At 62.9% G+C, this 24,527-nt stretch carries 23 protein-coding genes; 12 read left to right on the forward strand and 11 right to left on the reverse strand.

Annotated features, from left to right (window positions below; genetic code table 11):
• Nucleotides 1-16 precede the first annotated feature (16 nt).
• Nucleotides 17-874 (reverse strand): FAD binding domain-containing protein, encoded by an 858-nt coding sequence (locus tag ASD99_RS00570; protein ID WP_056592926.1) that lies wholly within the window; start codon nt 872-874, stop codon nt 17-19.
• Nucleotides 875-1,138: 264 nt separating this feature from the next.
• Here ASD99_RS00570 and pncA point away from each other — a divergent pair, with 264 nt between their 5' ends.
• Both pncA and ASD99_RS00580 read left to right on the forward strand, forming a co-directional pair.
• Nucleotides 1,139-1,753: a bifunctional nicotinamidase/pyrazinamidase gene (gene pncA, locus ASD99_RS00575; RefSeq protein WP_057142414.1), complete on the forward strand. Its 615-nt coding sequence runs from the start codon at nt 1,139-1,141 to the stop codon at nt 1,751-1,753.
• Nucleotides 1,754-1,829: 76 nt separating this feature from the next.
• Complete coding sequence (locus ASD99_RS00580; protein ID WP_082525677.1) at nt 1,830-3,212, forward strand: sodium:proton antiporter; 1,383 nt, start codon at nt 1,830-1,832, stop codon at nt 3,210-3,212.
• On the opposite strand, the gene ASD99_RS00585 is transcribed toward ASD99_RS00580, so the two are convergent.
• The 8 genes from ASD99_RS00585 to gcvA all read right to left on the reverse strand — a co-directional run bounded on the left by ASD99_RS00585 (nt 3,213) and on the right by gcvA (nt 12,176).
• Nucleotides 3,213-3,932, reverse strand: a complete 720-nt coding sequence (locus ASD99_RS00585) for an ABC transporter ATP-binding protein (protein ID WP_057142415.1) — start codon at nt 3,930-3,932, stop codon at nt 3,213-3,215.
• Nucleotides 3,929-4,654, reverse strand: a complete 726-nt coding sequence (locus ASD99_RS00590; RefSeq protein WP_056593433.1) for an ABC transporter ATP-binding protein — start codon at nt 4,652-4,654, stop codon at nt 3,929-3,931. Before ASD99_RS00590 ends, ASD99_RS00585 begins: the two co-directional genes overlap by 4 nt.
• Nucleotides 4,651-5,613: a branched-chain amino acid ABC transporter permease gene (locus ASD99_RS00595; RefSeq protein ID WP_057142416.1), complete on the reverse strand. Its 963-nt coding sequence runs from the start codon at nt 5,611-5,613 to the stop codon at nt 4,651-4,653. The genes ASD99_RS00590 and ASD99_RS00595 overlap by 4 nt, the downstream gene beginning before the upstream one ends.
• The gene (locus tag ASD99_RS00600; RefSeq protein ID WP_057142417.1) at nt 5,610-6,491 is read right to left on the reverse strand and encodes a branched-chain amino acid ABC transporter permease; all 882 of its coding nucleotides are present in this window, start codon (nt 6,489-6,491) and stop codon (nt 5,610-5,612) included. Before ASD99_RS00600 ends, ASD99_RS00595 begins: the two co-directional genes overlap by 4 nt.
• Before the next feature lie 161 nt (nt 6,492-6,652).
• Nucleotides 6,653-7,957 (reverse strand): ABC transporter substrate-binding protein, encoded by a 1,305-nt coding sequence (locus tag ASD99_RS00605; protein ID WP_057142418.1) that lies wholly within the window; start codon nt 7,955-7,957, stop codon nt 6,653-6,655.
• A 153-nt stretch (nt 7,958-8,110) separates the two neighbouring features.
• Nucleotides 8,111-9,550: a hypothetical protein gene (locus tag ASD99_RS00610; RefSeq protein WP_057142419.1), complete on the reverse strand. Its 1,440-nt coding sequence runs from the start codon at nt 9,548-9,550 to the stop codon at nt 8,111-8,113.
• Nucleotides 9,551-9,736: 186 nt separating this feature from the next.
• Nucleotides 9,737-11,041, reverse strand: coding sequence for a nicotinate phosphoribosyltransferase (pncB, locus tag ASD99_RS00615; protein WP_056592946.1), 1,305 nt, complete (start codon nt 11,039-11,041; stop codon nt 9,737-9,739).
• Between the two features lie 160 nt (nt 11,042-11,201).
• Nucleotides 11,202-12,176 (reverse strand): transcriptional regulator GcvA, encoded by a 975-nt coding sequence (gene gcvA, locus ASD99_RS00620; protein WP_057142663.1) that lies wholly within the window; start codon nt 12,174-12,176, stop codon nt 11,202-11,204.
• A gap of 263 nt (nt 12,177-12,439) precedes the next feature.
• Between gcvA and speB the strand changes: the two genes are divergently transcribed.
• The 4 genes from speB (at nt 12,440) to ASD99_RS00640 (ending at nt 15,696) form a co-directional block, all read left to right on the forward strand.
• Complete coding sequence (gene speB, locus ASD99_RS00625; RefSeq protein WP_056592949.1) at nt 12,440-13,501, forward strand: agmatinase; 1,062 nt, start codon at nt 12,440-12,442, stop codon at nt 13,499-13,501.
• 81 nt (nt 13,502-13,582) lie between these two features.
• Nucleotides 13,583-14,389, forward strand: a complete 807-nt coding sequence (locus ASD99_RS00630) for a transporter substrate-binding domain-containing protein (protein ID WP_056593437.1) — start codon at nt 13,583-13,585, stop codon at nt 14,387-14,389.
• Nucleotides 14,390-14,395: 6 nt separating this feature from the next.
• Nucleotides 14,396-15,052, forward strand: coding sequence for an amino acid ABC transporter permease (locus ASD99_RS00635; protein ID WP_057142420.1), 657 nt, complete (start codon nt 14,396-14,398; stop codon nt 15,050-15,052).
• Entirely contained in the window at nt 15,049-15,696 is a 648-nt protein-coding gene (locus ASD99_RS00640) for an amino acid ABC transporter permease (RefSeq protein WP_056592955.1), read from the forward strand. Before ASD99_RS00635 ends, ASD99_RS00640 begins: the two co-directional genes overlap by 4 nt.
• Nucleotides 15,697-15,899: 203 nt before the next feature.
• Here ASD99_RS00640 and ASD99_RS34245 read toward each other — a convergent pair whose 3' ends face one another.
• Both ASD99_RS34245 and ASD99_RS00650 read right to left on the reverse strand, forming a co-directional pair.
• Nucleotides 15,900-16,223 (reverse strand): hypothetical protein, encoded by a 324-nt coding sequence (locus ASD99_RS34245; RefSeq protein WP_057142421.1) that lies wholly within the window; start codon nt 16,221-16,223, stop codon nt 15,900-15,902.
• Between the two features lie 188 nt (nt 16,224-16,411).
• Nucleotides 16,412-17,815 (reverse strand): MATE family efflux transporter, encoded by a 1,404-nt coding sequence (locus ASD99_RS00650; RefSeq protein WP_057142422.1) that lies wholly within the window; start codon nt 17,813-17,815, stop codon nt 16,412-16,414.
• A 273-nt stretch (nt 17,816-18,088) separates the two neighbouring features.
• On the opposite strand from ASD99_RS00650, the gene ASD99_RS00655 reads away from it, so the two are divergent.
• From ASD99_RS00655 to ASD99_RS00680, 6 genes are all read left to right on the forward strand, one after another.
• Nucleotides 18,089-19,006, forward strand: a complete 918-nt coding sequence (locus tag ASD99_RS00655) for a helix-turn-helix domain-containing protein (RefSeq protein WP_056592963.1) — start codon at nt 18,089-18,091, stop codon at nt 19,004-19,006.
• Nucleotides 19,007-19,247: 241 nt separating this feature from the next.
• Entirely contained in the window at nt 19,248-20,519 is a 1,272-nt protein-coding gene (locus ASD99_RS00660; RefSeq protein ID WP_057142423.1) for an ABC transporter substrate-binding protein, read from the forward strand.
• Between the two features lie 158 nt (nt 20,520-20,677).
• The gene (locus tag ASD99_RS00665; RefSeq protein WP_027040055.1) at nt 20,678-21,544 is read left to right on the forward strand and encodes a carbohydrate ABC transporter permease; all 867 of its coding nucleotides are present in this window, start codon (nt 20,678-20,680) and stop codon (nt 21,542-21,544) included.
• 11 nt (nt 21,545-21,555) lie between these two features.
• Nucleotides 21,556-22,368, forward strand: a complete 813-nt coding sequence (locus tag ASD99_RS00670) for a carbohydrate ABC transporter permease (protein WP_056592969.1) — start codon at nt 21,556-21,558, stop codon at nt 22,366-22,368.
• A gap of 15 nt (nt 22,369-22,383) precedes the next feature.
• Nucleotides 22,384-23,430: an NAD(P)-dependent alcohol dehydrogenase gene (locus tag ASD99_RS00675; RefSeq protein WP_056592972.1), complete on the forward strand. Its 1,047-nt coding sequence runs from the start codon at nt 22,384-22,386 to the stop codon at nt 23,428-23,430.
• A gap of 6 nt (nt 23,431-23,436) precedes the next feature.
• Complete coding sequence (locus tag ASD99_RS00680; protein WP_057142424.1) at nt 23,437-24,525, forward strand: ABC transporter ATP-binding protein; 1,089 nt, start codon at nt 23,437-23,439, stop codon at nt 24,523-24,525.
• Nucleotides 24,526-24,527 lie beyond the last annotated feature (2 nt).

Below are 24,527 nucleotides of genomic sequence, written 5' to 3' on the forward strand. Positions count from 1 at the left end.
TCAGGCTGAACTTGGCTCATGCCGCCGCCACCTCGCCGCCAGTCGTCCGCCACCCAGCCGCAAGCACGGCACGGGCAACGATCTCGCGCACCGCATCGAGCCTATACTCGGCGCTGCCGCGCACATCGGCGATCGGCGATAGCTCTTCCATCGGCGCCGCCAGGGCCGCACCGGCGAGTCCGCCGTCCGCAGCCAACCCACGCAGAGCAGTCTCGACGCCAACAAGCCGCTTGGCCACAACCGAGCAGGATCCGGCGGCGACCGCTGCCTCCACAACGATGTCGTTCTTCACGACCAGACGTGCCGCCACCATGGCAATGGAAATGACGAGATAGCGCCGCGCGCCAAGCTTGACGAAAGCCGACGTGCCGATGGCTCTCGGCACGCGGATGGCCGTGACCATCTCACCGGGCAGCAGAGCCGTGCGGCGGTTGCCGAGAATGAAGTCCTGCAAGGGCAGATGCCGGGTCGCCCTCGCTGAACGCAGCTCGACCTCGGCATCGAGGATGAGCAGGCCCGGCACGCCGTCGGCGGCAGGCGACGCGTTGCAGAGATTGCCGGCGACCGAGGCGACGTTCTGGATCTGCGCCGAGCCAACCTCACGCGCCGCCTGTTTCAGTGCGTCGAAGGCTGGCGGCAAGGGATGGCGGATAATGTCGGTCCAAGTCGTGCGCGCACCGATGACGAAGTGGTCGTCCGTCTCCGCAATGCCGCGCAGCGCCGCCAGGCCGTTGATGTCGAGAACATTGTCTCGGAAGGGTTTGCTGCCTTGCGCCGGATAGAAATCGGTGCCGCCGGCAAGGATGCGCCAAGCGCCCTCGCCAAGCAAAGCGAGCGCTTCGTCGACCGAGGTGGGTTTCGCGTAACGGATCACGCTTTGCCTTCCAGAAATGAGGTCTTCCAGAAACCGGTGTTTCGAAAGACTCTGCCGGGCAGCCGGGAAAATTCATTCGTATGCAAATGATATCAAGCCAGCAGGAATTGTCAAAGCCGGAGTTTGCGACGGCTTGATCGGCACGCATTTGTTATGTCCCAGAGGTTGACGCAGCCGGCCATCTGGTCAAGTTTCTGCCTCCGGTCGCGACAGCGGCATTTTTTCACTGGAGCAAGCTCCCAAGACAACCCACAAGGAAGCCCCATGGCCGACGAAGCGCTTGTTGTCATCGACCTGCAGAACGACTTTTGTCCGGGCGGCGCGCTGGCGGTTGCCGGCGGCGACGAGATCGTGCCGCTGGTCAACGATCTGATCCGGCGAACCGACCATGTCGTGCTGACGCAGGACTGGCATCCGGCCGGTCATTCCAGCTTTGCCTCCAGCCATCCGGGTGCGCAGCCTTATACGATGATCGAGATGCCCTATGGCCAGCAGACGCTGTGGCCGGACCATTGCATCCAGGGCAGCCTGGGCTCGGATTTCCACTCCGGCCTCGCCTGGACCAAGGCCGAGCTCGTTATCCGCAAGGGATTTAGGCCTGATATCGACAGCTACTCGGCCTTCTTCGAGAACGACCGCACGACGCAGACCGGCCTTGCCGGCTATCTCCGGGAGCGCGGCATCGACACGCTGACCCTGGTCGGCCTGGCGACCGATTTCTGCGTTGGCTTTTCGGCGCTGGATGCCGTCAGCCAGGGTTTCAAAACCACCGTACGGCTCGATGCATGCCGCGGCATCGATCTCAACGGTTCGCTCGGGGCCATGCTGCAGCGCATGCGCGACGCCGGCGTGACGCTCGAAGACCATTTGTCGGACTGACCGGACAGTGGGGCGCAAGAGGGGCTTTTTGCCGACTGCAGCGGGTGTAATCGCGGGCTCTGCAATCGCCGTTGCGATGCTGTTTCCAACACTGGCACTGGCTGCGGAGGAACACGGCCTGCCCGGCGCTTCGATGTCGCTGTGGTGGGCGCTGCCCTTTGCCGGGTTGCTTTTGTCGATCGCTACCGGTCCCCTGCTCTTCCATCATGTCTGGGAGCACCACTACGGCAAGATCACGGCCCTTTGGGCGGCGCTGGTGATCGTGCCGCTGGCATTAGCCTTCGGTGTCCCCTCGGCGACCGAGGCGGTGCTGCATGCGCTGCTCACCGAATACATGTCCTTCATCATTCTGCTGTTTGCGCTGTTCACCATTTCGGGCGGCATTCTCATTGCCGGCAACATCCACGGTACGCCGCTGGTCAATGCCGGGCTGTTGCTGGTCGGCGCGCTGCTGGCCTCGGTGATCGGCACGACCGGCGCCTCGATGATCCTGATCCGGCCGATCCTGCGCGCCAACGATAACAGGCCGTTCAATGCCCATGTCGTCATCTTCTTCATCTTCCTGGTTTCCAACATCGGGGGCTCGCTGACGCCGCTCGGCGACCCGCCACTGTTCGTCGGCTTCCTGCGCGGCGTCGACTTCTTCTGGACCTTCGCCAACCTCTGGCGCGAGACGCTGTTCGTCGGCGTCGTCGTGCTGGCCGTCTTCCTAGGCATCGACATCGCCCTGCACCAGCGCGAGGCCGGAGCGCCGAAAATCAAGGATCCGACACCGGATACGAAGGTGCGCTTGCGCGGCCTGGCCAACCTTCCGCTGCTAGTGGGCGTGATCGGCGCCATCCTGCTGTCGGCGGCCTGGAGGCCGGGCGTGAGCTTTTCCGTGTTCGGCGTCAGTCTCGAACTGCAGAATCTGGTGCGCGATGCCATCATCCTGGCGCTGGCCCTGCTGTCGCTTCCGCTCTCCTACAAGAGCCACCGGGAAGCCAACGGCTTCAACTGGGGTCCGATATCGGAGGTGGCGAAATTGTTTGCCGGCATCTTCATCTGCATCGTGCCGGTCATCGCCATCCTAAGGGCAAGCCATGAGGGGGCACTGGCGCCACTGGTGTCGCTTGTCAGTTCGCCCTCGGGCGCGCCCAACGATCTCGCCTATTTCTGGCTGACAGGGGCGCTGTCATCCTTCCTCGACAATGCGCCGACCTATCTGGTGTTCTTCGAACTTGCCGGCGGCGACCCACGGCATCTGATGACGGAATTTGCCTCGACGCTGGCGGCGATCTCGGCCGGCGCGGTGTTCATGGGCGCCAACACCTATATCGGCAATGCGCCGAACTTCATGGTCTACGCCATCGCCCGACATCGCGGCGTGAAGATGCCGGGCTTTTTCGGCTATATGGCATGGTCGGGCCTGGTGCTGGTCCCGACATTCCTGATCGCGGGCTTTCTGTTCTTCGGCTGATCAGCCCACGCCGACATAACGGCGAACCGCCGACGGGTCGGCGCGCAATTCCTCGACATCGACCGTCTCGCGATTGCGGCCGTTTTCGATGAAGGCAACGCGGTCGGCGACCGAAAGCACCGCATCGACACGCTGCTCGACCAGGATGGTCGAAACGCCCATGTCTCGCAGCTTCGACACCGTCTCGCGAATCTTGGCGATCATCGACGGCATCAGCCCTTCGGTCGGCTCGTCGAGCAGCAGCACCTGCGGCTCGAGGCACAGCGCGCGCGCCATCGCCAGCATCTGCTGTTCGCCGCCGGACAGCGTGCCGGAGCGTTGCCTTAGCCGCTGGCGCAGCAGCGGAAAGAGGTCGAGCACGCTTTCGCGCGTCGCCTTGCCCTTGCCGCGCGCCATCAGGCCGATCTCGATGTTTTCGGCCACCGTCATCTCGGCGAACAGCCGCCTGCCTTGCGGCACATAGGCGACGCCGGCCTTGGGCACCTCATGCGCCGGCAGTCCTGTCAATTCCTTGCCATCGAGCCTGATCGAGCCGGCGCTTGAGGGAACCAGCCCCATGATGGCCTTCAGCGTCGTCGTCTTGCCGGCGCCATTGCGGCCGAAAAAGCACAGCACCTCGCCCTTGTTCAGCACCAGATCGAGGCCATAGAGCACCTGGACCTCGCCATAGAAGCAGTCGAGCCCCGAGATTGCCAGCGCTTCGGACTTCGTCTTCGTCATGGGGCGGTCCCCAGATAGGCTTCCTGCACCGCCGCGTTCTCGCGGATCGCTTCGGGCGTGCCTTCGGCGAGAATCTTGCCGGCATTGAAAACGGTGATGCGGTCGGCCAGATGCATGACAACAGGCATGTTGTGCTCGATCAAAAGCACGGTGGCGTTTTTGGCGATCTCGCGCACCAGGGTGATGAAATTGTCGATCTCAGAGTCGGCCAGCCCTTGCGTCGGTTCGTCGAGGATCAGCAGGCGCGGCTTCAGCGCCAGGCCCATCGCCACTTCCAGCAGGCGCTGATGGCCGTAGGACAATTGCCCGGCCGGCATGTGGGCGCGATCGGCCAGGCCCGTGCGTTCGAGCGTCGCCATCACCCCGGCCCGCACCGCGCCCTTCGAACGGCCATCGCTCAAAGTCCGCTGCACCGGCAGCGCGACATTGTCGTAGGCGGAGAGATTGGCAAAGACGCTGGTGATCTGGAACGTGTAGGCGATGCCCTGGCGAACCCGGATATAGGCCGGCTGGCCGGTGATGTCGGTGCCGTCGAAGACGATCATGCCGGAAGATGGTGCGATGCGGCCGCTGACCAGGCTGACGAAGGTAGTCTTCCCGGCCCCGTTGGGTCCGATGACGGCGCGAATCTCGCCCGGCATCAGCGCGAAATTGACGTCGTCGACGGCGCGCAGACCGCCAAAGCTGCGCGACAGGCCCTTGGTGGTCAAAAGCGGCATCACGGCAGCCACTCGAGCCAGCGCTGCCTGATGCTGCCCAGAATGCCCTTGGGGAAAAACAGCACCAGAAGGATCAGCGCGATGCCGACAATCAGCAGATAGGCGGAGGTGTAGCCGCTGGTGACGTCGATGACATAGTACATGAACAGCGTGCCGATCAGCGGCCCAAGCGTTGTGGCGGCACCCCCGAGCAGCACCCACAGCAGCGGCAGGATCGAATACTGTACCGAAGCGAAGCTCGATCCGACATAGCCGAACAGCAGCGCATAGGCAGCGCCCGAAGCAGCGCAGATGGTGCCGGAGATCACGACGGCGGCGAGTTTGTTGGAGAAGGTGTCGTAGCCGAGCATTTTCGTCCGCTCCTCGTTCTCGCGGATGGCGACCAGCACGCGGCCATATCTGGAGCGCACGATAGCCAGCGTGACGAGCAACACGATCGAAAATAGCCCCAGCGCTGTCATGTAGCGCACGGTCGGATTGGTGAGCTCAAGCGACGTCGCGCCGAGGCTGAGCACCCGCGCCGGCTGCGGCACGACCATGCCCTGGTCGCCGCCGGTCCATGTCGCGAAATAGAGGATGAGGAGGTAGAATACCTGGGCGAACATCATGGTGACAATCATGAAAGCGACGCCCGTGGTGCGCAGCGCCAGCAGGCCGATCACCATCGCCAGCACAGCGCCGCAGGCAATTCCGCCGAGGAAGGCCAGCGGCACGCTCCAGTCGAACTGGATGACGGCAAGGCCGGCGCCGTAGAGTCCGGCGGCAAAGAACATCGCATGGCCGAGGCTGAGCAGGCCGACATAGCCGAACAGCATGTTGTAGCCCATGGCGAACACCGCCAGCACCATGATGCGGGCGAGCAGGCCATGATAATACTCCGGCAGCAGGAAGCTCAGCACGAAGAGCAGGGCGATGACGCCGAGATGCAGTGCATAGGCCTTTGCCGGCGAAGCTTCGCTCATCGCGATGCCGTCCCGAACAGGCCTTGCGGCCGAAACACCAGCACCATGGCGACGAGCAGCGTGGCGATGATCTTGGCCAAAGTCGGCGAGAAGAACATCGAGATGATGCCATCGGAGAGGCCGATCAGCACGGCGGCGACGACCGTGCCGCGCAGCGAGCCGAGGCCGCCGATGATGACGACGATGAAGGAGAGCAGCAGCGGATCCTGCCCCATCAAATAATGCGCCTGGCTGATCGGCACGATCAGCACCGCGGCAATGGCCGCCAGCATGGCGCCAAGCGCGAAGACGCCGCCATAGACTCGGCCGACGGGGATGCCGAAGGCTTGTGCCGTCTCGCTGTCATACTGCGTGGCACGCATGGTGAGGCCGATCCTGGTGCGCGTCAGCACCAGCCATGTCGCAAGCAGCAGCAGCGCCGAAGCGGCGATAACAGACAATTTGTAGCCGGAGTAACCGAACCACGGCAAAAGGATGCGGTAGCTGAACGGCGGCTCGACGGGCCGTGCCTCCGGACCGTAAAAGGTCAGCGCCAGCTGCTGGATGATGTAGAGCATGCCGATGGTGGCGACGATGGTGGCTTCCGGATTGTAGTTGAGCCGGCGCAGCACCAGCCTTTCGGCGACCAGCGCAATGGCGCCGACGATCAGCGGCGCAATCACCAGCGCCGCCAGGAAGCCGAGCGCCGGATGGCCGCCGATGGCTGTTGTGATCGCCCAGGCGAGCACGGCGCCCAGCATGAAGAACTCGCCATGAGCGACATTGACCACCCGCATGACGCCGAACACCAGCGACAGCCCAAGCGCCGTCAGCGCCAGCACCGCCGAGGTGACGAGGCCTTCGAGGGCAGCGAGGAGGAGGTGGGGTCCGAAGTGCATTCAGGGCGCCCTTACCCTCCCCCTCGTGGGGAGGGTGACCGCGAAGCGGTCGGGTGGGGGGTGGGGCATGGGCCGTCGCGACCCCCACCCCGTCTCATAGGCTTCGCAAAAATGCGAAGCCTATTCGCCGACCCTCCCCACAAGGGGGAGGGTAAGGCGCCTCACAGCGCTTGCGTCGTATAATCTCCTTCGGCCTCGTAAAGCCCGTCCTCGATCTTGGTCTTGTGCACGACCTTCAGCTTGCCGCCTTCGACCTTGGAGATGTTCTGGATGCCAAAACACTGGTGGATCTTGCCGTTGAAGGTTTTCGGTCCCTGCGGATGCTCCGGACCTTCGGCGAATTCGGTCAGCGCCTCGGTCGCCTCGACCAGCTTGGCGCGGTCTTCCGGTCCCTTGTAGCCGGCATCCTCCATCGCCTTCTTGACGACATAAAGCGTCTCCCAGCAGCCGAACATGTGGGCGGCGGTGGAGACGTCCTTGGGGTCGCCGACGGCGGCGCCATTGTCGTCGATGCCAACGGCGGCGCGATAGGCTTTCTGCGCCTCGGAATCATCGGCCTGCGCATAACGCGGCGAGCCTTCCCAGAAATGGCTGCCGTCGAGGAATTCGAGGCCGGGGCTGTTGATGTCGGTGGCCTCGAGCGAATCGATGAAGCCGAACAGTTGCGGCCGGTTGGAGCCGTAGAACTCGCCGAGCTCCTTGACGAAGGTCAGCACGGCCGGGCCGACCATGACGTGGTAGATCACCTCGGTCTCGGCCGGGATCTGCGGGAAATACTTGGTGAAGGACGATTCCGTCGGCGGGATGGCGATCTGCGCGATGACCTCGGCGCCTTGCGCCTTCAATGCCGGCGGCAGGTAGTCGCGATGGTCGTAGCCGAAGGCGAAATCCGGGAAGATCTGCGTCACCTTCTTGCCGGCATTGGCCGCGATCCAAGGCGCCATCGACTGGATCTGGCTCTTCACGTCGGTGATGCCGGGCTGGAAGACATAACGGTTCAGTTTGGTCGAGGCGACGTGGTGGCCTTCGCTGACGACGAAATAGGGCATCTTGTTTTCGCCGGCGGCGGGCGCCGAGCCGATGACGACATGCGAGAACAGCGTGCCGAAGACAATGTCGGTCTTGTGCTGGGTGGCGAACTTGCCGACCACCTCGGCGCCGCGGCCGGGATCGGTGCCGTCATCCTCGATGATCACCTCGACCTGGCGGCCATTGATGCCGCCGGCGGCGTTGATCGCCTTGACCGCGGCAGCGGTGGTCTTCTCGTACCAGCGGCCATAGGCGGCGCCGATGCCGGTGCGGTGCGACTGGAAGCCGATCTTGATCGGCGCCGAACTCTGCGCCTGGGAATAGCGGACGAAGCCGGGGGCAACGGCGAGCCCGGCGCCCGCGGCCAGACCCTTCAGCGTCGTGCGGCGGGTGAGGGTAGTCTTGGAGAGGTCAAAAAATCCGTTCTTGTCAGCCATGTTCGTTCCCCTGTTTTTCAGTCTTGACCAACGATAAGGCGGCTTCGGCATCCTCGCTCAGAGGGATGCAAAAATTGCATGTGTACAAACTAAATCACCAAAGCCTTGGTATGGCAAGCGAGCTTCCCCCACGATATCGCGGCCGCCGTTTTCTCATCCGGCGGTCGGCGTGGCAAGCAACCAGAGGCCGAAGACGGTGTAGGCGATCATCAGCAGGGTAAGCGGGAACTGGCTGAGTGCCGCGCGAGAGGGCTGCGGGTGCAGGCGCCAGGCGAAGCCGTGGGCGACGAGGACGGCGAGCACATGGCCAAGGATGATGGCGCCAGCCTGGACATTCCACAGCCACCACGCCGAGTCCGCCCCGGCAACGATGCCGGCCTCGATCTGCATGTCGGCGGTGCCGAACAGGTTCCAGCCCAGCGCGAACGGATCGGAAAGTGCCGCAAGTGCATACTGGCCGTCGACGAGCAGCGCCGTCAGATAATGCGCGACATGATAGGCGAGCGCGATCGGCACGATCGACCACACCAGCAGGCCTGCGGCCTGGCCGAGGGTGTGATCGCTCCTTGCGAGACACTGGCCGAGCCAGACGGCAAGCAGGAACACCGCCGCCAGCAGCACGAATGTCAGCACGAGCCCGAAAGTGCCGCTGCCGACCACCGCGGTGCGACCGGGAAATTCGAGCGGATTGATGCCGAACAGGCCGAGCCAGAAGAAGGTTTTCGACAGACCGTCGAACGAGACCGACGAGAGGGCCAGCAGCAGGAAGGCGATGCCGCTGGTGGGCAGCGGCTCTGCGGCCAGCAGTTTGGCGCCCGGCCAGCAAAGCGCAAGCCGGTCATGTTCGTTCCGTTCCACGATTGCGAAACGCGCCACCATCGAGAAGAAGACCGTCAGGAATTCGCCGCTGCGGCTCCAGTTTCGATAACCGAACGCCAGCATGGCAAGAAAGCTGAACAGCCAGTAGAGGCCGGCGGCCAAGGCCAGCCGCGCCGGATCGTCGGGCGCCGGATCGATGAGTTCGAACCAGGCGAAGGCGAAGAACAAGATGACAGCCGGCCAGCAGCCGAGCCATCGAGGCAGACGCCATGCCCCTTCGTTGTTTGCGCCCCACAGGCGCGAGACGAGACGCCAAGGGCCAATCCAGGGGTTCAGCCATGACCAGAGATCGCCGAAGACACCTTGCAGCAGCGTGACGCCGGCCCATAGCAGGGTCCAGATCACCAAAGGCAGTGGGTTGGAAAGTGGGTCGCGGCTGCCGAACAAGCCGGCGATGATGAGGAATGCAAAGCCGGCAAAGGATGTCAGGCTGAGGATGGTGCGGAATACGTCGCCAAAAGCGAAGAGCGGCAGGCGCTTGCGCCAGAAACGATCGAGAGACTCCGCCGGCAGCAGCGCCAGGACGAGGAAGCTGACGGCAACGGCAAAGGCGCCGCCGACCAGATAGTAGCCGGTCGGCAGGAGCAGGACGTGGCCGCGATCGGAGGCGTGGGCGAAGGCGGGAGTGGGCAATATGAGCGATGCGGCCGTAAGCAACAAAGCTGACGATAGATGACGGCACTCGACCGCGCCCCCCTCTGTCCTGCCAGACATCTCCCCCACAGGTGGGGAGATTGGCAGTTCGCTAGATCGGCGCTTTTCTTGCGATGTCGAAAATTGGCGAAAGCGGAGATGACATCCAATCTCCTCCCAAGTGGGGGAGATGTCCGGCAGGACAGAGGGGGGCGCGAAGGAACTCATCCTATCCAAGATTGCCATCTTGGCTGGCGTGGCCATCCCTCACACCTTGACCAGTTGCTCCACGCGATCCTTCTCCCCGAAAATCCTGATATACCGCTCGATCTCGTTCTCGTCGCCGGTTGCCTTGGCCGGATTGTCGGAGAGCTTCACGGCCGGCCTTCCATTGGCTTCGGTGACCTTGCAGACCAACGATATGGCGTCGAGGCTGTTGGTTTCCGTCGGCGCGCAGCCTTCGAAATCATTGGTCAGATTGGTGCCCCAGCCGAACGACATGCGCACCTTGCCCTTGAAGTGGCGATAGGTCTCTTCGATCGTTTCGACCTCGAGCCCGTCCGAGAAGATCAGCAATTTCTGCTTGGGATCCTTGCCCTTGTCGCGCCACCAGGACAGGATTTTTTCGCCGCCTTCGATTGGCGGCGCGCTGTCGGGACGAAAGCCCGTCCAGTCGGCCACCCAGTCCGGCGCGTCGCGCAGGAACGAGGCGGTGCCGAAGGCGTCGGGCAGCACGATAAGCAGATTGCCGCCATAGTAGCGCTGCCAGTCCTGCAGCACCTTGTAGGGCGACTGTTTCAGCTCTTTTTCCGAATTGGCAAGCGCGGCGAACACCATCGGCAATTCGTGTGCATTGGTGCCGAGCGCTTCGAGGTCGTTGTCCATAGCCAGAAGCACGTTGGAGGTGCCGGTGAACGCCTCGCCGATACCTTCCTTCAGCGCCTCGACGCACCAGCGCTGCCACAGGAAGGAATGGCGCCGGCGCGTGCCGAAGTCCGAGATGCGGATGCCGGGCAGAGCCTTCAGCCGCTCGGTCTTGGCCCACATCTTGGCCTTGGCGCGGGCATAGAGCACATCGAGCGCGAAAGGCCCGAACGCCCGCATGGCCGCGCGTGAACGCAGCTCATTGATGATCGCCAGCGCCGGGATCTCCCACAGCGTGGTGTACATCCACGGCCCGCTGAAGGTCAGCTCGTACTGGCCGTCGCGCTTCGACAGCTCGTATTCGGGCAGCCTGAAATTCTCCAGCCAGGCGAGGAACTCCGGCTCGAAGATCTGCTTGCGGCCGTAGAAATTGTTACCGCCGAGCCAGATCATCTCCTTCTTGGAGAAGCGCAGGGTACGAGCATGGTCGAGCTGCTCGCGCAGTTCGCCCTCATCGATCTCGTTGGCAAGGCGCACCGAAGTTGTACGGTTGATGAGCGAGAAGGTGGTGTCGACCTTGGGATACATGCCCCAGATCATCTGCAGCATCAAAAGCTTGTAGAAATCCGTATCGAGCAGGCTGCGCACGATCGGATCGAGCTTCCAGGTGTGGTTGTAGACCCGCCGCGCAATATCGGTCTTAGCCATGTCTCAACACCGCCTTCGCTGCCTACGATCCACAACCGCGACAGGCCTCATAGCATCGAATTGGCCAAAGCGCTGCCTGGTTTGAGGCTGGCCCGACAAAAAGAAAACCGTGCATGGGGCCGAAAGACCACTGACGGTCGCCGCGAGCCGCAGGCTGGTGTCAGCTCCCGGTTTTGGCGCCGATGACCCTGAGCGCCGGACGCTTGCGGCGGCTGACGATGCGGCCCGCCACCGGGGCGTCGGCGCGGCCGTCATCCCCGGCCTTCTCGGCAAACAGCCAGTCGACGAACACCTGCACGATCGGCGTCGCTCTCATCTCGTTGCGGCAGACGACATAGAAATCGTCGACCGCCGGCACCGACAGGCTGAACGGCGCGACCAGCATGCCCCTGGCCAGCAGCGCGCTTGCCGTCACCGAGTCGCCCAGCGCCACGCCATGGCCATGCACCGCGGCCTCGGTCGCCATGCGCGCATCGCCAAGGTGATGGCGGCGGCCCCGCTCAAGGTCCAGCGCATCGGCGGCCGCCAGCCAGGTGTGCCATTCGCGGCCGTCGTCGCCATGCAGGAAGACATGGTCGGCAAGGTCCCTGACGCTGCGGATCGGGCGGTTGTTGATCAATGTCGGGCTGACCACGGGAAACAGTTCGAGGCCCGACCATTTGCGCATCCAGCAATCGGCCCAGCTGCCGTCGCCATAATGCACGCAGACGTCGATATGCGGCGCCCGCAGATCCTTGGGATCGTTGGAGGGGACAAGCGTCAGCCTGATATCCGGATATTGCGCCATGAAACTGCCGAGCCGTGGTGTCATCCACAGCAACAGTAGTGCCGGCACGCAGGAGACTGAAAGTGTGCCGCTGCTCGCCGGCCTTGTCATGCGCTGTGTGGCGGCGGCGATGCCGTCGAAGGCGGTCGATACCGCCGGCAGCAGCTCGGCGCCGTGCGGTGTCAGTTTGACCCGCTGGCCGACCCGCTCGAACAGCTTGACGCCGAGCGACTGCTCGAGCGCCTTGATCTGGTGGCTGATGGCGCCGTGCGTGACATTCAGTTCACTCGCCGCTTTGGTCAGCGAGCCATGGCGGGCCGTTGCCTCGAAGGCGCGCAGCGGATTGAGGGGCGGCAGGCGGTTGGTCATGAGCATCCATTGAAGCACGATCCCGAAAAGTGGAGGCCGGTTTTCGGATGAGATCGTGCTAGAGTTGATTGTGAGATTTTCTCACAGAAAACACCCTAACAATATCAATTGATTTTTCAATGCCGCTGCCAGACACTTTGCCCCGGGAACAGCATCAAGACGTCAGGTCAACAGGCAGCCGTTGCAACCACGGCAGGGTTCGAAACGATCGAGCCAAGCGTCGCCGAAGACCGGACTGCTCCAGTCAAGCAGGGAGAACCGGCATGGGTTACGATCGCGGCAAGCTCGATGCGTTGCGTCGCAAATATGGTGAAAGCCATGGCGGCGAAATGTTCGACCCGAAGTTCCGCAAGGTCGCCGACAAGATTTTCTCCAAGACCGGCACGCGGCTCGCGCCCTATTCCGGCATCCCGACCTTCCTCGCCGCACCCTACCGCGAAATATCGGCCGACAATCCGGATTTCGGCGATTTGCAGGTGGCGATGATCGGCGTACCGATGGATCTAGGCGTCACCAACCGGCCGGGCTCGCGCTTCGGGCCAAGGGCACTGCGCGCCATCGAGCGCATCGGTCCCTACAATCACGTGCTGGAATGCGCGCCGACGCATGAACTCAGGGTCGCCGACATCGGTGACACGCCGTTCCGCAGCCGCTACCGGCTGGAGATCAGCCATGAGGACATCGAGCGCCGCACCAACCAGATCGTCGATGCCGGCGTCATCCCGCTTTCGATCGGCGGCGACCATTCGATCAGCCATCCGATCCTGAAGGCCGTCGGCAAGAAGGCGCCGGTCGGGCTGATCCACATCGACGCCCATTGCGACACCAGTGGCCTGTTCGACATGACCAAGTTCCACCATGGCGGACCATTCCGCAACGCGGTGCTCGACGGCGTGCTCGATCCGACGCGTACGATCCAGATCGGCATCCGCGGCTCGGCCGAATATCTGTGGGAATTCACCTACGAGTCCGGCATGACCGTGGTGCATGCCGAAGAGGTCACCGGCCTCGGCATTCCTGCCATCATCGAGAAGGCGCGCAAGATTGTCGGCGACGGCCCGACCTATGTCTCTTTCGACATCGACAGCGTCGATCCGGCCTTCGCGCCCGGCACCGGCACGCCGGAAGTCGGCGGGCTGACGACGCGCGAAGTGCTCGAACTGCTGCGTGGCCTGAAGGGCCTCAACATCGTCGGCGGCGACGTCGTCGAGGTGGCGCCGCAATATGACGCCACCACCAACACGGCGCATGCCGCCGCACAGGTGCTGTTCGAGATACTGAGCCTGATGGTGTTCAGCCCGGCGATAACAGGCAAGGGAGCCTGACGTTCAGAAAGCGAAGGCGGCCGCCGCGCTGGAGCCGGCGGCCGTATCAAACAAACAATGCTTCCAGACAGGGGAATGACAATGACAATCCGCAAGACATTTACATCCATGGCTGCCGTGCTGATGCTTGGCACTGCCGGTTTCGGCCTCGCGATCCAGGCCGCCAGCGCTGATGCGCTGGCGGACATCACCAAGGCCGGCGCCATCAATGTCGGCGTCTTCGCCGATTTCCCGCCCTTCTCCTCGGCCAGCGCCGACATGAGCCTCAAGGGCTACGACATGGACGTCGCGCAATACATTGCCGACACGCTCAAGGTAAAGCTCAATCCCGTCGCCGTCACCGGCCAGAACCGCATCCCGTACCTCAACGACCACCGCGTCGATATCCTGATGAGCGTCGGCTATTCGAAGGAACGTGAGCAGGTCATCGACTTCGCTGCCGCCTACGCGCCTTACTACATCGCCGTGATCGGTCCGGCCGCGATGGCGGTCAAGGGCAAGGAAGACCTTGCCGACAAGTCGATCGCCGTTAACCGCGGCACGCTCGAAGACACCTCGCTTACCGAGGCGGCACCCGCGTCGGCCGACATCAAGCGCTTCGACAACTACAATTCGGTGATCCAGGCCTTTATCTCCGGCCAGACCCAGCTGATGGTCGTCGGCAACGATGTCGGCGCCCAGGTGTTGGCCAAGCAGGACGCGCTGAAGCCGGAGCAGAAATTCCAGCTGCTGACCTCGCCCTCGCATATCGGCCTCAACAAGAATGAGGACGCCCTCAAGAAGGCGGTCAACGATGCCGTCGCCAAGATGCTGGCCGACGGCAAGCTCGACGAAAGCTCCAAGGCCTGGCTGAAGACCCCGCTCAACCCCGACAACCTCAAGGATTGAGTTTCCGTGGCCTTTGCCTGGCTTCCAGGTGCCTTGGGCGACATCGCGCGCGGAGCACTCACGACGATCCTGTTGATCGCCGTGACCACGCTCGCGGGAACGTTCCTTAGCATCCTGGGTGCCGCCGGACGCCGAAACGGCCCGGTGCTCCTCAAGCGGGCAATCGCCTGGTATGTCGAAATCATCCGCAATACGCCGTTCCTGGTGCAGCTGTTCTTCATCTTCTTCGGGCTGCCCAGCCTCGGCATCAGGCTCGATCCGGTGCTGGCCGCCATGCTGGCGATGACGCTCAACATGGCGGCCTACACCATCGAGATCGTCGGCGCCGGGCTTGACGCCGTGCCCGGCGGACAGACGGAAGCAGCGCTGGCGCTGGGCCTGAGGCCACGCCAGGTGTTCGTCAAGATCGTGCTGCCGCAGGCGCTCAAGGTGATCTTTCCGGCGCTGACCAGCCAGATCGTCATCATGATGCTGGAGTCCGCCGTGGTGTCGCAGATCGCGGTGCGTGAGCTGACTTACGAGGCCGACATGCTGCAGGCGCGCACCTTCCGCTCCTTCGAGACCTATTTTGTCGTGACGATGGTCTATCTCGTCCTGTCGATGGCGCTGCGCCGGCTGCTGGTGTCAGGCGGACGCCGCGTCCTGGGGGCTGGCGTGTCATGATCGAATTCACCTTCTGGGACATCGTACGCAACCTTCTGCTCGCCGCCCGCTGGACGGTGCTTTTGTCGCTGGCCGCCTTCATCGGCGGCGGCATCGTCGGCCTGATCGTGTTGTTCTTCAGGATCGCCAAAAACAAATGGAGCCGGCGCGTCGCCTCCGGCTATATCGCCCTGTTCCAGGGGACGCCGCTGTTGATGCAGCTGTTCCTGATGTTCTTCGGCCTGCCGATGCTCGGCCTGCGCATCGAGCCGTGGACGGCGGCGGCGCTCGGCCTCACCTTCTTCGCCAGCGCCTATCTCGCCGAAATCTGGCGCTCCGGCGTCGCGGCGCTGCCATTGGGCCAATGGGACGCCGGCGCCAGCCTCGGCCTGCACTATCTGCAGGAACTGCGGCTGATCATCCTGCCGCAGGCCTTTTCGATCACCCGCGCGCCGACCGTCGGCTTCCTGGTGCAACTGATCAAGTCGACCGCGCTGACCTCGATCATCGGCTTCGAAGAGCTGGTGCGGACCTCCAACGCCATCAACAACGCGACCTTCGAACCGTTCAAGGTCTATGGGCTGGTGGCGCTGATCTTCTTCGTCATGTGTTTTCCGCTGACGCAATATGCGCGGAGGCTGGAGAAGCGGGCGGCGGTGCGCTGAGGCGAAGGCATGGTGTGTTGCCGAACATCGACGGTGACGGCAAGCCGTCCCTGCGGTTAGCGCTCCCTTTGGTGGTTTGATGACGTCGGTGATCGGTCGGCTCCCAAGCCAATTTCCGCCTGCCGAGCGCTCGACGTTATTGCAAAACGTTCAAATTTGAGCTTCCGCACTCACGCTTTGTCGAGAGTATCTCCTGTAATCACTTAAGCAGTCTGCGCCGTAAGTTTTAGCCGTTCTGGATCGCCGTCGGCGACGATGACGACGAAATAGGAGAACACGCAATGACTCGCAATCACGTTGAACGTCTTGGAGAGTTTAGGGAAATCCTGGTCGCGACTCGACGCGAAGGAGTCCGGAACGTGCATCATACTCGCGACGCAATGCGGGCAAGTGGCTTTCAGATCGGGGAAAGCGATGGCTCCAGCTACGGAGCCGAGCTGAAGGCACTCCAAGAGGAAATTGAGGCAGTCGATCGCGCCATCGAAGACGAGAAGCGGTTGGCCTTGGCGCTCGAGAGCGAGGCCCAATCCCGCCGGCCGGCTAAACCGAGAATCGTGAAGGGAACATAGTTCCGCTCTCGGCCCTATTGTGAGACGTTCATTGCCTCTGTGCTAAGCGTCGGCCTACGGCGCTTAGCCAACGTGTCTGCAGGCGCCGCCTAATCAGTCACAATGTTGGGACATAACGGCCGCCGATTTCGGCGGCCGCTTTGCCTTCAATGCCCAAACACATACGGCGGCGCCAACCGATCCCGCCGCAGCCAGCGCGCCAGAAGCAAGGCCGCCACCACGGCCAGCCCCGACGACAGGCCGATCCAGATGCCGACGCCATGCAGGCCGAAATGGAAGGCGAGCAGCACGCCGAGCGGCAGGCCGACGCCCCAATAGCCGATCGCGGCGTAGATCATCGGCACCTTGGTGTCGTGCAGGCCGCGCAGCATGCCGGCGGCCACCGCCTGCGCGCCGTCGAACACCTGGAACAGCGCGGCGAAGGCCAGGAACGACACGGCAAGCGCGATCACCCTGGCATTGGCCGGATTGCTCATGTCGATGAAGGCGCTGATCAGCGGATGCGGCCACAGGATCATCACCAGTCCCATCAGCCCCATGAACGAGACGCCGATGACAAAGGCGGTCCAGCCGGCGCGCGAAACGCCTTGCGGATTGCCTGCACCATGCGCAAGGCCGACGCGTACCGTCACCGACTGGTTGAGGCCGAGCGGCACCATGAAACTGATCGAGGCGATCTGGATGGCGATCGCGTGCGCGGCCAGCGAATCCGCGTCGATCAGGCCCATCAGGAGGGCCGCCGCATTGAAGATCGTGACCTCGAAGGCGAGGAGGCCGGCAATCGGCAGGCCGAGCCGCAACAGGCCCCTGAAGCGCGGCCAGTCGGCGCGCCAGAAGCGCCCGAACAGACGGTAGCGACGGAACTTCTTCTCCAGCATCACCACGACGGCCATGCCGACGAACATCAGTGTGCTGGACAGCGAGGTGGCAAGGCCCGACCCGGCAATGCCCATCGGGGCGACGCCGAGATTGCCGAACATGAACACCCAGTTGAAGAAGACGTTGCAGGCGACGGCGACGAAGACGATGACCAGCGCCCAGCCCGGCCGTTCCAGCGCCGAGATGAACGAGCGCAGCACGATATAGCCGTAGAAGGGCAGCACCGCCCATTCGAGCCAGCGCAGATAGATGCCGGCCTGATGGGCCAGCACCGGATCCTGACCCATGGCCAGCAGAATGGCCTCACCGTGCCAAAGCACGAGCCAGATCGGGATCGAGATCAGGATCGACAGCCACAGGCCCTGGCGAACGGTGCGGCGCAGGTCGCGCACCGAATAGCGGCGGCGGCCGAGCTCGGTGGCGATCATCGGCGATGTCGCCAGCATCAGGCCGAGGCCGAAGATCAACGGCATGAAATAGAGGTTGGCGCCAAGCGCGCCGCTGGCCAGCGTATCGGACCCCAGACGGCCCATCATCATGACGTCGGTGGCTGTCATCGCGGTCTGGCCGAGGTTGGTCAGCACCATCGGCCAGGCGAGCGCCAGTGTCGCCCTGATTTCCTGACGCCAAAGATTTTCCGGCGCGCGAGCGCCGGCTTCGATCGCAGACATTGTTCCGCTCTTTCCAGGTACGGCACGTCGGCAAAGAGCCGGAAGCCGCATGTCAAACGGCAAAACCTTCAGCTTCGCGGCGTTTGCGCCAGCTTTTGTACGAAACGCGACATGAAGGCAAGAGAGGACGGGCGGGAACGGATTGAGCCAGCCGGAACACTCGGACCACCAATACTCGTCGCTGAGGTCCATTTCACATGCGGGCGATGGGCTGCTACGGATTGCATGGACGACGAGGTGCGACGACAGATCCCGGATTCTCCAGGAGGCAGGATGCAGTTCAAGCGCAGGAAGAATCCAGCCGCGATCCCACGGACAGCGCCGTCCTTCGAGCACATCGTCACGGAAGCGAGCGACAGTTTCCTGTGGCGGCTCGACGACTACCCCTGGGAACGCAATGTCTGGAACTTCCATCCGGAATACGAGATCCATTTGCTGCGGAAATCCTCCGGCGTGGTTCTGGTCGGCGATCACATCGGCGAGTTCGGACCGGGCTACCTGACCATCGTCGGTGGCGGGCTGCCGCATGATTGGGTGACCGCGGTGCAGCCGGGAGAGCTGATCGAAGGCCGCGACATTGTCCTGCAGTTCGATGCGCAGCGGCTGCGGGGGTCGGCGGGCCTGTTGCCGGAATTGCGCGAACTGGAACCGTTCCTCGAACGCTCGCTGCGCGGGATGGTCTTTCACGGCCAGACCGCACGGGAAGGCGCCGAGCTGATGGAGCGGATGGGCGAGGTTAGCGGGCTAAGCAGGTTCTGTCTGTTCCTGAACCTCGTCGATCTTCTCGCCAGGACCGACGAATATGAATTGTTGTCGTCCCCGGATTTCTCGCCGGTTCTCGATGCCGCCTCGCTGGACATCATCCAGCGCACGCTGACCTATCTGTTCCAGCATTTCGCCGAGGACCTGAAGCTGCCGGAAGTGGCGGAACTGGCCGGAATGACGGAGAGCACGTTTTCGCGGTTCTTCCAGAAGAACACCGGCAACAGCTTCAGCGACCACCTTGCCAAGCTCAGGCTCTGGCAGGCCTGCAAGCTGCTGGCGGACACCGATATTCCGATCACCGACATCTGTTTCCAGGTCGGCTACATGAACATCTCGAACTTCAACCGAGCGTTCATGCGCAAGCATCGGATGACGCCATCGTCCTATCGACGGCTGTCGCGGCAGCGGCTGACATTGCGCGCATAAGCGTGTCCTAAACCACCGTTTCAAGCGTGATCGATACTCACGTGACAGGCGCTGTATTCGAGTGCCGGCTTTTGCGCTGCACAATGCATAAAAGTACAGGTCTGCTGCAACGGGGCTTCTAGCGTGACCCGCTGCAACACCGCATCTTGGCGATGGGTGGCATGTCACTCGGGCGATGGTGAGGATCGCGCAACCCGAGGACTTCCGCTTTCTGCGAAATGTTCCTGGAGGAGAAAAGATCATGAAACCAGTTCGGCTTGCTGCCTGCCTTGGCGCATCTTTTATGCTTTCCACTACCGTTTCCACCATCGCTTTGGCGCAGGCGCCGGTCTGCTCGGCGCCGGTCAAGGTGCTGGCGCAGCCACGCGACGGCCTGACGCTTCTGGAGGACTCCAAGGACGAGTTCCAGAAGTTGAGCGGCGCCAGCTTTCAGATCGATTATCTCAATGAGAATGACCGCCGGGCGAAATCGCGCGCCGATGCGTCCACCGTCGGCAACTACAACGTCTACTATGTCGACGAAGCCAACGTGGCGCTGTTTGCATCGTCGAAATGGATCGTGCCGCTCACCGACTACTATCCGGCGGACTACGACTACGCCGATTTCGACCCGGGCCGCCAGAAGGTCGCCACCTATGACGGCAAGGTCTGGTTCGCGCCGCTGACCGGCGGCGGCGACCTGATGGTCTACCGCAAGGATATTCTGGAGGCGGCCGGTATCCAGCCGCCGAAGACACTGGACGAACTGATCGCCGACGTGCCGAAGCTGACCAATCCGGACAAGGGCATATATGGCATCGCGCTGCGCGGCGCACGCGGTTCTGGCGCCAATGTCTGGCGCTGGATGCCGTTCTTCAAGGCCTATGGCGGCCAATGGTTCGATGGCGACAAGCCAGCCTTCAACTCGGACGCCGCAGTCAAGGCGACCGAAACCTATCTGAAGCTGTTCAAGGATTCGGCACCTGGCACGCAGACCGGCAGCTGGGATGAATCGACCGGTGCGTTCCTGTCGGGCCAGGTCGCCATCCTCGTTGAATCGACGCCGCTGTCGGGCATGGCGGTCGATCCGAAGACCTCGCAGGTGGTCGGCAAGATCGGCTTCCTGCCGCCGCCGGCGCCGCTCACCGGTGGTGGCTACGGCCATGGCCTCGCCATCGCGGCAAAGGCCAATGCCGACGATGCCTCGAAGAAATGCGCCGGCCTGTTCATCGCCTGGGCGACATCGAAGGAAAACGAGAAGCGCCGGCTCGACGCCCACCAGTTCGGCGAGCTGAACCGCACCAGCATCCTGTCCAGCAAGGAATTTGCCGACATCTACGGCGCCGATCTCGGTCAGGCGCTGGCCGAGACAGGCAAGGTCACGGCGGTCAATTTCTGGCAGGATCCGCGCTGGCCGGATCTTGGCGACCGCTGGGGGATCATCCTCGAGGAACTGGTCACCGGCACCCGCACCGACATCAAGGGCGGCCTCACCGAGCTTGAAGCGTATGCCAACGAGCTGATGAAGAAATAAGCCATCCTCCGCCTGCGGCGCGCGGTCCGCGGCATTCGGGCGAATGCCGGGGCTTGTACGCCGCAGGCCTCCCTTTCTCACCACCGCTGTTTGAGCCAGACATCGCGCAAAAGGCCCAGCCATGTTCAATCGCTCGAGACGCAGCCAGGGATAGACAGATGCCCCGACGCTCATCCTTGCCGGTCACCTTCGTCGTGCCGACGCTTGTCATTCTCTTGATCCTGTCGATGGTGCCGACGCTCTATGCGATCGTCATCGCCCTGCAGAACCGCGAGCTCTCCTCGACTGCCTATTCCTATGTCTGGTTCTCGAATTTCGTCGACCTGTTCTTCGACCGTCGCTTTCTCAATGCCGTCTGGGTGTCGGTGAAGTGGGAGGTCGTCACCGTCGTCGCGACGATGGCCGTGGCGATCGGACTGGGCGTGTTGATGTTCGAAGTCGCGTCGCCGCGCCTGCGCAACATCTACTGCCTGCTGTTCATCATCCCGGTTCTGCTGCCGCGCGTCTCGGCGGCCTTTGTCTGGAAGTTCGCCTACCATCCGCTCTACGGCATCGCCACCTACCCCTATCGGCTGCTGACCGGCGGGCTGATCTTCGACCCGCTGTCCAAGCCGGCGACGGCATTGTTTGCTGTCGCGTCTGTCGATGTCTGGCAATGGGGGCTGTTCTTCGCCGTCATCGTGTTGAAGCTGCTGGAGACCTTGCCGCCGCAGCCGATCGAGGCAGCGCGGCTCGATCACGCCAGGCGCTGGCAGATCCATGCCTACGTCACCTTGCCGATGCTGAAGGCGCCGCTCATCAGCCTGATGTTCGTCAAGATGATCGAGTCGCTGCGCTCCTTTGACCTGATCTATGTGATGACCCGCGGCGGACCGGGCGTGGCGACCGAAACGCTCGACATGTACGCGTTCTCGCAAGGCTTCATCGAGTCCGGCAAGGTGTCCTATGCCTCGGCGATGGCCGTGCTGATGATGATCGCCACCGTCATCACCTTCACCATGCTGTGGAAGCGGGTGCAGGCATGAGACCATATCGCATGAGACTGGGCCGCCTGATCGGCAAGACCGTGCTGGCATTTGCCGGCTTCATGGCCGTGTTTCCGCTGCTGTGGACGGCGCTCAATTCGCTGAAGAACAATGTCGACATCATCACCCGCGTTCCGCGTGTGGTGTTCACGCCGACGCTGGCCAACATCAGCTACATCATCGGCCGTGACAGCGTCATGACCGGCCTCTACAACTCGGTGATCGCCTGTGGCGTCGCGGTGCTGATCGGCGTGGTTCTTGGCCTGCCTGCCGCTTATGCGGTGGCGCGCTATCCCAACCGCTGGGCCGGCGACATCCAGTTCTTCGTGCTCTCGCTGCGCTTCCTGCCGCCGGTGGCGGTGGCCATCCCGCTGATGGTGATCTGGCTGCAGCTCGGGCTCTATGACACGCTCACCGCGCTGATCGTCACCTATTCGCTGCTCACCATCTCGGTGATCATGTGGCTGGCCATACCCGCCTTCCAGGCCGTGCCGAAGGAGGTCGAGGAAGCCGCCTTCGTCGATGGCTATGGCGCCTATTCGGTGTTCTGGCGGATCGCACTGCCGGTCGCCGCTCGCTCGCTGATCGGTGCGGTCGCCTTCAGTTTCGTGCTGGTCTGGAACGAGTTCCTGATCGCGCTGATGCTGTCCAGCTCCAACGCCAAGACCTTGCCGATCGTCGCCTCGGAACTGTCCCAGCAAGGCATGAACGTGCCGTGGGGCATCCTGAACGCCTCGGTCGTGCTTTTGTCGCTGCCACCCCTTTTGTTTCTCGGCGTGCTCAGCGGTTTCCTGAATTCCGTTTTCCGGCAGAAAAAGACTTGAGGTGAGGACGACACGATGCGGGCTTTGGTTCTTGAGAAAAAGGGCGAGCTGGCCCTGCGCGAGATTGCGTTGCCGCTCGACGTCGGGCCGGACGACGTCAGGATCGCCATCCACACGGTCGGTGTCTGCGGCAGCGACGTGCACTATTACACCCATGGCGCCATCGGCAGTTACGTCGTGCGCGCGCCGATGGTGCTTGGCCACGAAGCGTCCGGAACGATCGTCGAAATTGGCGCCAATGTCAGGACGCTGAAGGTCGGGGATCGCGTCTGCATGGAGCCGGGCGTGCCGAACCTGTCGTCGCGGGCAACAAAACTCGGCATCTACAATGTCGACCCCGACGTGAGCTTCTGGGCGACGCCGCCGGTTCATGGCATTCTTGCGCCGCAAGCCGTGCATCCGGCGGCGTTCACCTACCGGCTGCCGGACAACGTCTCCTTTGCCGAAGGGGCGATGGTCGAACCGTTTGCCATCGGCATGCAGGCGGCGGCCCGCGCACGCATCGTTCCGGGCGACGTGGCGGTCGTCGTCGGCTGCGGCCCGATCGGCATCATGATCGCGCTGGCAGCCCTTGCCGGCGGCTGTTCGAAGGTGCTGATCTCCGATTTCTCCGCGCCGAAGCTCGAAATTGCGGCGCGCTATCCGGGCATCGTCCCGGTCAACATCGGCGAGCAGTCGCTGGTCGATGCGGTGGCGGAGGCGACCGACAATTGGGGGGCCGATATCGTCTTCGAGGCCAGCGGCAGCCCGAAGGCATTCGCCAACCTGTTCGATGTCGTACGCCCCGGCGGTGCGGTGGTCCTCGTTGGCTTGCCGGTCGAACCGGTGGCGCTCAACGTGCCGGCGGCCATATCGAAGGAAGTGCGCATCGAGACGGTGTTCCGCTACGCCAACATCTTCGACCGCGCACTGCAACTGATCGCGTCAGGCAAGGTTGACCTCAATCCGCTGATCACCGGCACCTATCCCTTCAACGACAGCATCAAGGCGTTTGAGCGGGCGGCCTCGGGCAAGCCGGAAGATGTCAAGCTGCAGATCCTGATTTCGAGCGAGAAGGGCTGACTGATCATGTCCGCGATTACCTGCTCCAATGTCGAAAAATCGTATGGCGCCACGACCGTCATCCGCGACCTGAACCTCGCCATCGAGGAACATGAATTCGTCGTCTTTCTCGGTCCTTCCGGGTGCGGCAAGTCGACCTTGTTGCGCATGCTGGCGGGGCTGGAAGACATCAGCGGCGGTGAGGTCTCGATCGGTGGCAAGGTCGTGAATGACCTCGATCCGGGCGACCGCGGCATTGCCATGGTGTTCCAGAACTACGCGCTCTACCCGCATATGACGATCTTCGACAACATTGCCTTCGGCCTGAAGCGGCAGAAGGTGGCGAAGGCCGAGATACAAAAACGCGTCGAGGCGGTTTCGAAGACGCTGGGGCTCGATCCCTATCTCGGCCGCAAGCCGGCGGAACTGTCCGGCGGCCAGCAGCAGCGCGTGGCTATTGCCCGCGCCATGATCAAGACGCCGAAGGTGTTCCTGTTCGACGAGCCGCTGTCCAATCTGGATGCCAAGCTGCGCAATCACATGCGTATCGAGATCGCCCGGCTGCACCAGTCGTTGAAGACCACCACCGTCTATGTCACTCACGACCAGTTGGAGGCGATGACGCTTGCCGATCGCATAGTGCTGCTGCGCGACGGCAGGATCGAGCAGATCGGCTCACCGGCGGAAATCTACGAGCGGCCGGGCAATCTGTTCGTCGCCGGGTTCATCGGGACGCCGAACATGAATTTCATCGACGTGGCCGTCGGGCGCAAGGAAAGCCGCTGGACCCTGACGAGCGCCGGCGCGGTCTTTTCGATCGACGGCTCGCGCTTCAATCTTCAACACGTCGATCGGGCGGTGCTTGGCATCAGGCCTCCGGATCTGAAGACCGCTGGCACCGATGCTGGCCAGAGCGTTCTGGAGGGCACGGCCGATCTCATCGAGTTTCATGGCAACGATGCGCTGGTGATCTTCGGTTCCGGCGGCAAGGAGATCAGCGCGCTGGTGCCAACGCGCGAATGCCCCGCCGTCAACAGCCATGTCCGCTATGCGGTCGACGAACAAAGCCTTCATCTGTTCGATGCCAAGTCGGGCGTATCCTTGCTGAGGCAGTAGCT

The organism is Mesorhizobium sp. Root695, assembly GCF_001428185.1.
Lineage (GTDB): Bacteria > Pseudomonadota > Alphaproteobacteria > Rhizobiales > Rhizobiaceae > Mesorhizobium.